The sequence below is a fragment of the Siphonobacter sp. BAB-5385 genome (assembly GCF_002261125.1).
Lineage (GTDB): Bacteria > Bacteroidota > Bacteroidia > Cytophagales > Spirosomataceae > Siphonobacter.
The window spans coordinates 1-11367 of sequence record NZ_NMPS01000205.1 but is presented as its reverse complement, the minus strand read 5'-3'; the positions used below and the strand labels follow the sequence as shown (position 1 = coordinate 11367).

The 11367-nt window shown below is 50.8% G+C and carries 8 protein-coding genes; 7 read left to right on the top strand and 1 reads right to left on the bottom strand.

The window, feature by feature from the left end:
- Nucleotides 1–421 precede the first annotated feature (421 nt).
- The 4 genes from BWI93_RS20260 to BWI93_RS20245 all read left to right on the top strand — a co-directional run bounded on the left by BWI93_RS20260 (nt 422) and on the right by BWI93_RS20245 (nt 6913).
- Complete coding sequence (locus tag BWI93_RS20260; protein ID WP_217902315.1) at nt 422–1075, top strand: DeoR/GlpR family DNA-binding transcription regulator; 654 nt, start codon at nt 422–424, stop codon at nt 1073–1075.
- A 124-nt stretch (nt 1076–1199) separates the two neighbouring features.
- Nucleotides 1200–2405: an anhydro-N-acetylmuramic acid kinase gene (locus BWI93_RS20255; RefSeq protein ID WP_094814666.1), complete on the top strand. Its 1206-nt coding sequence runs from the start codon at nt 1200–1202 to the stop codon at nt 2403–2405.
- 117 nt (nt 2406–2522) lie between these two features.
- Nucleotides 2523–5567, top strand: a complete 3045-nt coding sequence (locus BWI93_RS20250; RefSeq protein WP_094814664.1) for a SusC/RagA family TonB-linked outer membrane protein — start codon at nt 2523–2525, stop codon at nt 5565–5567.
- Nucleotides 5568–5587: 20 nt separating this feature from the next.
- Nucleotides 5588–6913, top strand: coding sequence for a RagB/SusD family nutrient uptake outer membrane protein (locus BWI93_RS20245; protein WP_255157967.1), 1326 nt, complete (start codon nt 5588–5590; stop codon nt 6911–6913).
- 86 nt (nt 6914–6999) lie between these two features.
- On the opposite strand, the gene BWI93_RS20240 is transcribed toward BWI93_RS20245, so the two are convergent.
- A complete protein-coding gene (locus BWI93_RS20240) occupies nt 7000–8643 on the bottom strand; it encodes a DUF4980 domain-containing protein (RefSeq protein WP_094814662.1) in 1644 nt (547 codons plus the stop codon).
- A gap of 316 nt (nt 8644–8959) precedes the next feature.
- Here BWI93_RS20240 and BWI93_RS20235 point away from each other — a divergent pair, with 316 nt between their 5' ends.
- From BWI93_RS20235 to BWI93_RS20225, 3 genes are all read left to right on the top strand, one after another.
- Nucleotides 8960–9736, top strand: a complete 777-nt coding sequence (locus tag BWI93_RS20235; RefSeq protein ID WP_094814660.1) for an SDR family oxidoreductase — start codon at nt 8960–8962, stop codon at nt 9734–9736.
- 83 nt (nt 9737–9819) lie between these two features.
- Entirely contained in the window at nt 9820–10164 is a 345-nt protein-coding gene (locus tag BWI93_RS20230; protein WP_094814658.1) for a hypothetical protein, read from the top strand.
- A 54-nt stretch (nt 10165–10218) separates the two neighbouring features.
- Nucleotides 10219–11127, top strand: a complete 909-nt coding sequence (locus tag BWI93_RS20225; protein ID WP_094814656.1) for an AraC family transcriptional regulator — start codon at nt 10219–10221, stop codon at nt 11125–11127.
- Nucleotides 11128–11367: the final 240 nt, after the last annotated feature.

Sequence of the window (11367 nt, the reverse complement as noted above, 5' to 3'; positions counted from 1 at the left end):
GGTGGGCGTGCCGGCATGGAATGCATACGGACTAAAAAATCAGCCGTACTTACGGGACGAAAACAGTCCTGTTCTTATATAAAAGAAACGAAACTTTGCTAGTATGTCTATTCCATAAACGAAACTCATACCCTATCCAACTCCAAAATTTTTCACTACCTCAAAACCCTATAGATTTCAGCTATTATATCCAATTTTATAACCCCATATTTAAATAAAAGCATGTTATTTATACAAATACCACATTTAATTTATTAAATATTTTAGAATTAAATATCACTATTTAGAATAAAATCAACGTATTTAACTAGTTTTTGTCACTATTTCCAAATAATATTCAATTATTGACTACACATTGACAATTCTTTTTAATATTTGTAAAGATGAGTAGGCTAGAGGAACAGATTACCGGGCAATAGCTATGATTACGCTGGTCAAAAAAGAGCGAAAAGAACTTATACTTAAACACATTAACATCCACTCCCGGGTTACGTTCGGTGACTTGTCTCAACTGCTCCATGTATCCGAGGAAACCATTCGCCGTGACCTGAACGAACTGTCCGACGAGCGGTTCATCATTAAAATCAAGGGCGGAGCCATGGCGGCGGGGAATCACTTCAGTCCCCAAAGCGAAAAATCACTGCGATACGCCTCCTCCAGCAAAGAGCGGATCGCCCGAAAAGCGGTATCCCTGGTGCGGGACGGCATGATTGTACTCATCGGCGGTGGCACAACAGTGCAGGCCTTCATCGAAGCCATACCCGATCAGCTACGGGCGACCTTCGTAACGGTCAATCCGCATACCTGCATTGCGTTACTGAACAAGCCCAACCTGGAAACCATTCTGATTGGTGGAAAAGTGTCAACGTATAGTCAAACCGTAATAGGTGGGGATGCGTTTTTGAAGCTTGCCGATATTCGGGCCGACCTTTGCATTATGGGTACGAATGCCATTGACCCTACGGAAGGGATTACCGATCTGGAATGGGAAACCGTAGAGATTAAAAAGGCGATGTTCAAGCATCCCAGACCATCGCGATTCTGGCCATTGCCGAAAAACTCAACACCTCGATGAAACTACGGGTATGCCCCGTCACCACGCTTGATTACCTGATTACCGAACTTGACGCCAGCCATCCCAGTCTGCAACCGTACCTGGCTCTCGGCGTCAAAACCCTTTAATTCACCCCAAACGAACCATGAACGCACATATACAGAAACTATATACGATTGCTCAGAAACCTGAACGTACCATCATTGGCCTGATGTCGGGCACTTCGATGGACGGACTGGACGTGGCCCTCTGTACCTTTCGGGGGGAAGGCGGCCAAACGCAGGTTACGGTACGCGAATTCCGCACGGTAGATTTTACCGAGGAAATTAAAGCGGAAATTCGAACCGTATTCGCCAAGCGAACCATTGATTTCCAACACCTGTGCGTACTGAATCCCTGGATTGGCAACCTGCACGGGCGGCTGGTGCTCGACTGTCTGGAAAGTTGGGGCATTGCTCCGGCGGAAGTGGATGTGATTGCCAGTCACGGACAGACGGTCTTTCACGCCCCCCGAATTCTGCACGGTCTGGACCAGTTTCCCAACGCTACCCTACAAATTGGCGATGGGGATCACGTGGCAGTTACTACGGGCATTATTACCCTGTCCGATTTTCGGCAGAAACATTGTGCAGCGGGTGGTGAAGGGGCTCCGCTGGCCGTGTACGGCGACTATCTGATTTTTTCGGAAGCGGGAGAAAACCGAATTCTGCTGAATCTGGGTGGTATTGCCAACTTTACCTTCCTTCCGGCCAATCTGAATGCGGATGAAGTATTCGCTACCGATACCGGCACTGGCAATACGCTGCTTGATGCCTATACGCGTCAGAAATTCAATAAAGCCTACGACACAGATGCGGCTCTGGCCCGCCGGGGAACGATACACGAACCCTTACTAGCCGCGTTGAAGCAGGACCCGTTTTTTGAGAAACCCTTTCCCAAAACCACGGGGCCAGAACTCTTTAGTCTGGCATATCTGGAGGCGGCTCAGCAACAAATCCAGCGTACCGACCTCAGTCCCGAAGACGTACTGGCGACCCTTACGCGATTTTCGGCGGAAACCATTGCCGAAGCCGTGCACCGTTCGCTGAAAAGCCGGGATACTACCCAACCCTGGGTATTGTACGCCAGCGGAGGCGGGATGCATAACCCCTTACTCTGGCAGTACATCCAGGAGCTTTTGCCCGAAATGACCCTTCGTCGGACCGATGAACTGGGTATTTCGGGGGACGCGAAAGAAGCCGTACTATTTGCCACTCTGGCCAACGAAGCTCTGGTGGGTGGCAAGACCCACTTTGGCAATCGGCAGGGCGTTCCCAGCGTATCGATGGGTAAGATTTCATTCCCGAATTAATCGTTTTCTCCTCTAAATCGACTTCCTGAATACGTTTTTCATAGGACGCGGGCGGCTACTACAGCTTTCCCACGACCTGCCTTTTTTAGTAGTACACACTCCAAACTAGTTAACCGTATGCGAAAATCAGTACTTCCAGGGAAGCTCCTGTTTTACCTTCTTTTTGCCTGGACGGCCCTGGCGGGTTCCGTTTCGGCTCAGGTACAACTGCAGGGGAAGGTCAGCGATGCCAATGGGTCCGGCCTTCCGTTTATTACCGTGAAATTAAGTTCGGCCAGTACCGGAACCACGACTAATGCCAGTGGGACGTACCAGTTTACGCCTTCCTTGAAGCCGGGTCGGTATACGCTGGTCTTTTCCGGCGTAGGGTACAAAAGTCAGCAGAAAAGCTTTGACGTAAACGCCAGTCAGAATGCGGTAACCCTTGATGCTACGCTTGAGGAAGACGTGCTCGGTTTGGATGAAGTGGTAGTGACGGGTACGATGGGTGCCACCAGCAAACGCGAGTTGGGGAACTCCATTGCTACCGTAGGAGCGAAAGATCTGCAATTTTCCGCCGCCCCCTCCCTCGATGCCGCCTTGCAGGGGAAACTTTCCGGGGCTCAGATTACGCAAAACTCCGGGAACCCCGCGGGTGGAATCAGTATTCGGATGCGGGGACCAAGCACGATTGTGGGTTCATCGGATCCGCTGTATATCGTGGATGGGGTCATTGTCAACAACGATTCCCGCCAGTTGATTGACCTGGGCGGTTACTCTCAAAACCGTCTGGTGGATATCAACCCGGCGGATATTGATCGCATTGAGGTCATCAAGGGAGCGGCGGCAGCGGCCATTTACGGGTCGCGGGCCAACAACGGGGTAGTCCAGATTTTCACCAAGAAAGGGAAAGAAGGCAAACCATCCATTACGTTCTCTACGCAGTTTCGGGTCAGTCAGCTTCGTAAGAAAATGGCCTACAACGAATATCCGTTTGCTTTCGCGAATACCACGCCGACGGACGAGACGCAGGTTCCGGTTACCCGTTACGATTATCAGGATAAAATCTTCCAGAACGCGTTCGGTACCGAAAATTACCTGTCGCTTTCGGGCGGTACGGCCAACACGAAATACTTTGTTTCCGGATCTAACTATTACAATCAGGGAATTATTAAAAGTACGGATTTCAACCGCAATGGCATTCGCCTGCGGATTCAGCAGAAAATCGGCAACAAAGCCACGATTTCGGCGGGTAGCAACTACGTGTACAGCTCCAGTAAGGAGATTCCCAACGGCGGTATTAGCGAGGCGTATGGGGCTTTAACGGGCTTCATTTTCAGTAACAACTCCGTCAATCCGGAACCCGATCCAGTCACGGGTGTCTATCCCTCCACCGCTCCCGTCAGCGTAGTACGCCGGACCAACCCGCTCGAAGCCATCAACCGTTTCAAGTTTGGACAACGAACGAGCCGGATCATTTCGGATTTCAATTTCAACCTGAAACCGATCGAAGGTCTGAACATTGATTACACCGTCGGTATCGACAACTACACGCAGTCGGCTACGGCTTACATTCCACCGAAAAACACCACGCCGACCTACGATCAGGGACTCGCCCGCCGAGCCGATGCTACGGTTTTCCAGATCAACAACGACCTGAATGTCAGTTACAATACGAAAGTAAACGACTGGCTGACCTCCACTTCGGGAATCGGCGGCACGATTCAATACGATCGTACGCTAACCTTCGGAGCTACGGCCCAGCAACTGGGAGCGTTTGGCGAGACGATCAACAACGGAACCATTATTGCGATGGAATTCCGCTCGGAGCGATCCATTCTCGGAGCATTCGCCCAGCAGAGTTTTGGCATTAAAGATCGCTACTTCATTACGGGAGCGGCCCGCGTGGATGCTTCGTCGGTATACGGCATCGATAACCGCTGGCAGTTTTTCCCGAAAGTGAGTGGTTCGTACGTGGTTTCCAACGAAAAATTCTGGAGTGAAGGAACGTTAGGTCGTGTTATTAACTCCTTCAAACTCCGGGCCGCCTGGGGCCAGTCGGGCAACCTGACCGCCATTGGAGCCTACGACCGCTTTACCAATTACAGCCCCGTCATCTACGGTGGCCAGACGGGGTACATCTCCCCCGCTCAGTTCGGAAACTTTACGGTAAAACCGGAGCGTCAGACCGAAACCGAAATTGGTGCGGATTTAAGCCTGCTGAACGATCGCGTGAGTGTGGAGTTTTCGTACTTCAACAAGAGCGTAGCCGATCTGATTCTGAACCGTACGCTGGCTCCCACGACGGGCTTCAACAACCGACTCATCAACGTGGGTTCGATGACTAACAAAGGCTTTGAAGTCATGGTGAAAGCCGTACCCGTGCAGACCAGTGGGTTCCGCTGGATCACTACGCTGACCTATACGTCTAACAAGAATACGGTCAATGGTGTGGAAGGCAACGGCGTACTACCCTTCGCGGGTGGATTTAGTCAGGTGGCTGCCGTCAATGGCTACCCGCTTGGAGCGTATTACAGCACCTTTTTTGCCCGCAATCCGGACGGTTCCTTACTCCTAACCGCCCCTACGGCTACGAACCCCAATCGCTATCCGCAACGGGAACGGGGTACTCAGTTGGCCAACGGACAGTACACCGTTCAGCGGGATGCCAACGGTCAGCCCACCGGAACGATTTTGAGCAAGGTCATCGGCGATCCCAACCCTTGGGGTATTGTTGGCTTTACGAATGAGTTTGAGATTGGGAAATTCAATTTCCGGATGCAATGGGACGGTATGCTGGGCTTTGAGGTGTTCAACTTTACCCGTCGGGTCGGCGAGCGTGACCTCTATGCTTCGCTGAAAGGATACGAACCCGAGCTTCGCGGCGATGTGCCCAAGGGTACGAGTGCGGCCCTGTTCTCGATCTTTGAAAATTACATTGAAGACGGCTCTTTCGTGAAGCTCCGGGAAATTTCCGCGTCGTACGTCCTGACGCCGAAGCTCTGGAAAATGCAGAACCTGCGGCTTACGCTCATTGGCCGTAACCTCCTTTCGATTGATAACTACAGTGGCTGGGACCCAGAAACCAACGCCGCTGGTCAGGATAATGCCGTGCGAGGTTTCGATTTCGTGGAAGTACCGATTCCGCGTAGCTTCCTGTTCGGCGTAAGTGTCAATTTCTAAGCATTAATCCACTGAAGATCATGCAATTCAAAACATATATTCTGGCCTCTTTTCTGGCTGCTGGTTTACTGACGGGTTGTAAACTGGATATTCCCAACCTCAATGCTCCCACCGACGAACAGGTACTGTCGAGTCGGGAAGGGATGCTCACGCTGAGTCTGGGGATGAAACAATACTATTCGACCTCGGCTCTGGAAGCTCTCATCATTACACCGGGGACGACCACGCGAGAGCTGAAAGGCATTACGACGTTCACCAATGTACTCGAACTCGAAGCCGGAGGTACGGCTCTGCCATCCTTCAACGGTAACGTACTCAACCTCTGGGCCCGGATGTACCGGGTAATGGGCATGGCCGACGAATTGATCGCCAATGCCCCCACCGTACTGGCTACCGATGAAGCCACCCGCAATGGCGTACTCGCTCACGCGTATCTGTTCAAGGCGATGGCTCTAGGTGGACTGGCGACGGGTTTCGAGCAGTTCCCTACCCAAACCAACAAGAATGGACAGGCCCCGTTTGTACCCCGCCAACAGGCCCTGACCGAAGCCGTAACGATACTTTCGCAGGGCATTGATCTGATTACGGCCACGGCTCCTTCGACGGAATTCAATACGCGGGTGCTGGGTACGGATTTTCAGTTGCGGGATTGCCTGAACGCGTACCGGGCTCGCTACCAGATGATGCTAGGTCGCTACGCCGATGCATTAGCCTCGGCGAATGCGGTAAACCTGACGTCGCGGTCGCAGTTTGTGTATTCGTCGCAATCGCCCAATCCCATTTACCAGCAAATTGTCGTTAGTAAAAATTACCAGCCTCGGGCTACATTAGGGTTACCGACGTCGCTGCTGGAAACGGGAGATGCCCGGATTAACTTCTACACGGCTACGCCGGAGGTTACCGTGGGTGGCGAGGTACTGCGTTCGGTGGCCGGATTTTTCAATGAAATCACCAAGCCCATTCCGGTATATCTGCCCGATGAGATTCGTCTGATCAAAGCCGAAGCTCTGGTGCGGAGTAATGGTTCGGTTACCGAAGCCGTAGCTCAGATCAACGCCGTTCGTACGCAAACGACGGGTGATCCCTTCGGTGTAAATGCCGCTTTACCCGCCTACGCTGGCGGTACCGATGCGGCCAGTCTGCTCACGGAGATCTACAAACAACGCAGTACGGAGCTTTTCATGCAGGGTTTACGGCTGGAAGATAGTCGCCGTTTCAACCGTACGGCTCCTGCGGTGAATGTTAACCCGATACCGCTCACGGCCGAACGTACGCGAAACTTCTATCCCTATCCGGATCAGGAACGTTTGACGAATCCGAATACACCGGCGGAACCGGCGATTTAATACTTGGTTGGATTTTCGAACGGGTGCAGAAATGAACGGAGGTGGTTCGTTTCTGCACCTTTGTTTTTATATCTACTTAATTACCCTTACTTCCAAATCGACTTCACTTTGTATACCTGAAGGTCTTTCACCTCCATCCGATTGCCCCAGAACTGAAGCCCTTCCTGATTGCCCGGTACGGGTTTCCGTTCCAGCGAATAGGAATACCGACCGCCATCCACAAACACCTCTACTGAGGTTCGGTCTACGAAGATATCTGCGGTAATTTCCATACTTGTCATATCCTCCGGCGAATAGAAGGCTCCATTCAACTGATTGAAATTCAGATCATAAATGAGGATCCGCTGACCAAAAAGCGAAATACCCGCGTCCGTCGCATGGGAAAGTTTGAGCGTAGTTTTAAGTCGAAACGCATCCTGTACGTCCACCGATTTGAGTTTATCCCGGGCTTCCTCGACCCGTAGTGAGGTCCATTGACCCGCTGGTGTAAACAGTTGTTCCGTTTCTTTGACGGGTACACTAAAGAGCCGGGGACCGTTTTTGGTCGTACGAAGCTGTAATTCAGTGGGCAGCAGCATCATGCCATTGAAGGGCATCCCCGGCTGCTGTACCCGCCCCCAGCCAATCTGAATCCGTCGAGGGTCCTTTTCGGGCATATTCGTAAACGTTTGAGCGGCGTAGATGGTCCCGTGCGTATATGAGTGTTTACCCGACTCCGGCGTGAATTTTTTCCCGTCGAAATCGCCAATCATGTACGTGGTGGAGGCTCCGTACATTACCCATTTGGTTTTATTTGGATCACCATCGATGGGAAGTTCGAACAGGTCCGGGCACTCCCAAAAGCCAGTAATGTGACTTTCATACGTCCATTGCTTCATGTTTTTTGAGGTATAGATCGAATGGCCGTCCCGCTCATTCAGTACCATCACCCAGTGCCGACCCGGTTGGTACCAGAATACTCGGGGGTCACGGGTATCCTTACTCTCCCATTTCGCTTTAGAGTCGATCAGCGGATTCTGGTCGTATTTGGTCCACGTACGTCCTTTATCCAGACTATAAGCCATGCACTGCACCTGCTTTTCCGGGCTATCCACCGTGAAAAAAGCAACCATTGCCGGTACATTCCCCCGGTTAAAACCCGCCGTATTTTCGTAATCAATCACCGTTGAGCCGGAAAACATAGTTCCCATCCGATCGGGTGATAGGGCCGTGGGCAGTTCCTCCCAGTGAACCATGTCTTTGCTTACGGCATGACCCCAGGACATGTTTTCCCATTCGCGTTCGAAAGGATTATGCTGGTAGAACAGGTGGTATTCGCCCTCATAAAAAATCATCCCGTTTGGGTCGTTGATCCAGCCCCGGCGGCTGGTAAAGTGGTATTGCGGCCGGTTTTTTTCGTGATACAGGGAATCCTGACCCGCCAAACGATCATCCTGGTAAATCTGGTTTAATCCTTCGGGACTGCCGTCGTAGCGAAGAATAAGGGTTTTGCCCTGCCAGGCTGAGACATCATAGAAGACCCAGTAATCGGGTTTACCCGAAGCCAGCCGTATTTTAAAGGACCGTTCCGTCTGGTCTGGCGTCACTAAGGCCATGGTTCCCCGGTGCCGGGACTGAGCTACGGGCAGATTCAGGTAGCGTTTGGTAATTTTAAGCGAGCGAGTCTGGGCGTGGAGGGTCAAGCTTAAGCCCGTCAGGCTCAGCGTAATCCATTTTACGGCTGCGTTCATTCAACTAGGTTTTAGCGTAGAATAGTGGCGGAATCGAAAGAGCGGAATGCGTGGGTACTTCTTCGTTTCCTGAGAATCGACTTGAGAAGTCCTCGTGTACTGCTCGTTTCCATGCCATACACGACTCTAAAGTAAGGCAATCACTCGTTCTTATACGCATGAAAAGTCCGTAAGTCCCGTATCAAGCTCGCGAAATACGGAAAAACTCCTACCCTTTCGTGTCGAATCTTCCCTTCTGGCTACATCCTTGCGACAATCGGCTACAAGTGTTTTTGGAATCGTGACTGACCTTTGTAGAAACAAAAACGGAAAGAAAATGGACTTGCACAACAACACCATCCTGATTACCGGCGGCACCAGCGGATTTGGACTTGAATTCGCTTCCCGACTTCTGGCCCTGGGCAATACCGTGATCATTACGGGAAGAAATGCACAAAAACTACAGGAAACCCAGCAACAACTTCCGGCAGTTCATATCATCCAAAGCGATGTAAGTAAAGCGGAAGACATTGTAGCCCTGTATGATCAGGTGATCCGGCAATTTCCTGCCTTGAATATAATCATCAATAATGCCGGTGAAATGCGTAAACTCAGTCTGAATCAGCCCCACGAGCTTTTGGACATCACCCGTGAAGTGGAAATTAACCTGATGGGACCGATTCGCATGGTACAGCAGTTTCTGCCGCATCTGAAAACGAAACCTAAGGCAGTAATTCTGAATGTGACCTCCGGTATCGCGTTCATGCCTTTCCCCATCTCCCCCATTTACAGTGCCAGCAAATCCGGACTGCGGGCGTATACCCAGGCCTTACGCGTACAATTGATGAAAACGAGTATTAAAGTCATTGAGCTGGTGGCCCCCGGTAGTTCGACACCTTTGAACGACAAGTTCATCGAAGAAGATGGATTCAACGCCAAAGCCCTGATGGCTCCCGAAAAAATTGTCGATGCGGCCATCCAGGGGATGAAAAACGACAAGGATGAAATTTATCCCGGTTTGGCTGGACTGATGCGGGTGATGAGCCGGGTAGCTCCTAAGTTAATGCTTTCGCAAGCGGGTAAAATGGGGGCGTCTACGATGTATGGTACGTAGTGAATCCGACCAACGTCGTCCTCTGGCGTATGCCTCTGATCTTCTAATCACCATTCATTCCCTCGAATCTTTCCTGTAATTCCATGAAAATTGTAGCGATCGTACTCCTGTTGATCTCGGCCTTTCTGAGTATCAAACACGGCTGGGACGCCTTCCAGCCCGCTAACGCGGAACAGGCAAAAATGTTGTCGGCCCTCGGGCTCTCCAAAACCATTATGCCCTACATGGGCGTATGGTCGATCGCCGTGGGGGTCCTGCTGTTTTTCCCGCAGACCTTTTTCGTGGCCAATGTGCTGAATGCGGTTACGATTGTTTTGATCATGGCCCTGTCGTTACGGGCGGGAAACAGTAACATCGCTTTGATGGAAATCCCTTTTCTTGCCTTGCCCTTATTACTGATCTGGTTAAAATATCCCTTTAAAGGATAGATAAATGCCGTTTGCCAGATGCTACCCTTTTGGAAGAATAACTAACTTACCCACATGGAAACCAAAATGCCACTCCGTATTAAATCCATTACCGAAGGGCATCGGCTCGCGAAACTTCCTAAACCACATCATCCGCTCATTAGCGTGGTGGATGTGTCCAAATTGACGAGAGACGCAGGCGTTACCGCGGTCGTGTTCGACTTTTATACCATTTCCCTGAAAAGAGGTTGCGATACGCTATTCTACGGACAGCAACAGTATGATTTCGACGAGGGAATCATGGGATTCACGGCTCCGGGACAGATTTTACGCGGTGATGGAAGTGACAGCGTACCCAGGCTGGAAGGCTGGATGTTATTTGTCCATCCCGACTTTTTGTGGAACACGCCGCTGGCAAAGAAAATCAGGCAATACGAGTTTTTTGGGTACGCGGCTCATGAAGCCCTGTTTCTCTCCGACAAAGAGGAAACCCTCATCAACAGCATCGTTGACCATATCAAGCAAGAGTACCATTCATTGATCGATAAGTTTAGCCAGGATGTGATTGTTGCCCAGCTGGAACTCCTCTTCACCTACGCTCAACGCTTCTACGAGCGACAATTCATCACCCGGAAAATCACCAACAGCAAAGTACTGGATCGGCTGGAGCAGGTACTGACCGACTATTTCAACCAGGAAGATCTCTTACTGAAAGGCTTACCCAAGGTGCAGGACATCGCCGATACGCTGCACATGTCCACCAAATACCTCAGCAGTTTACTGAAGCAGCACACCGGACAAACTACCCAACAGCACATTCACCACAAGCTCATCGAAAAAGCGAAAGAGATGCTCTCCACCACGGATTTGTCGGTCAGTGAAATCGCGTACGAATTAGGCTTCGAGCATTCGCAATCGTTCAGTAAACTCTTCAAAACCAAGACCAAGCAGAGTCCGTTGGAGTTCAGACAATGTTTTAACTGACGATATTGTTTGTATAGTAATATGTTCGTTTTACGTCCCGTAGATGGGTCTGGTCTCATTAGTAAGTGAGTGTAATAACAGTACTCAATTAATATCAAGCAACAGACAGCTCCTAACCCTAGTATTAACGATCACTATTTCGTCCCGTTGAGACGGCTGGTCATTTTAGTCCGTATCGCGAACGCCGCTGACTTCATCCTGCTTCGGGCCACCGCATTGCTGAGGGAGCCACCATGGAAT

Excerpts from the sequence above, each read along its gene's own strand:
- BWI93_RS20245 (WP_255157967.1), top strand. The coding sequence starts at position 5,588 with ATGCAATTCAAAACATATATTCTGGCCTCTTTTCTGGCTGCTGGTTTA.
- BWI93_RS20225 (WP_094814656.1), top strand. The coding sequence starts at position 10,219 with ATGGAAACCAAAATGCCACTCCGTATTAAATCCATTACCGAAGGGCAT.
- BWI93_RS20230 (WP_094814658.1), top strand. The coding sequence starts at position 9,820 with ATGAAAATTGTAGCGATCGTACTCCTGTTGATCTCGGCCTTTCTGAGT.
- BWI93_RS20250 (WP_094814664.1), top strand. The coding sequence starts at position 2,523 with ATGCGAAAATCAGTACTTCCAGGGAAGCTCCTGTTTTACCTTCTTTTT.
- BWI93_RS20260 (WP_217902315.1), top strand. The coding sequence starts at position 422 with ATGATTACGCTGGTCAAAAAAGAGCGAAAAGAACTTATACTTAAACAC.
- BWI93_RS20240 (WP_094814662.1), bottom strand. The coding sequence starts at position 8,643 with ATGAACGCAGCCGTAAAATGGATTACGCTGAGCCTGACGGGCTTAAGC.
- BWI93_RS20235 (WP_094814660.1), top strand. The coding sequence starts at position 8,960 with ATGGACTTGCACAACAACACCATCCTGATTACCGGCGGCACCAGCGGA.
- BWI93_RS20255 (WP_094814666.1), top strand. The coding sequence starts at position 1,200 with ATGAACGCACATATACAGAAACTATATACGATTGCTCAGAAACCTGAA.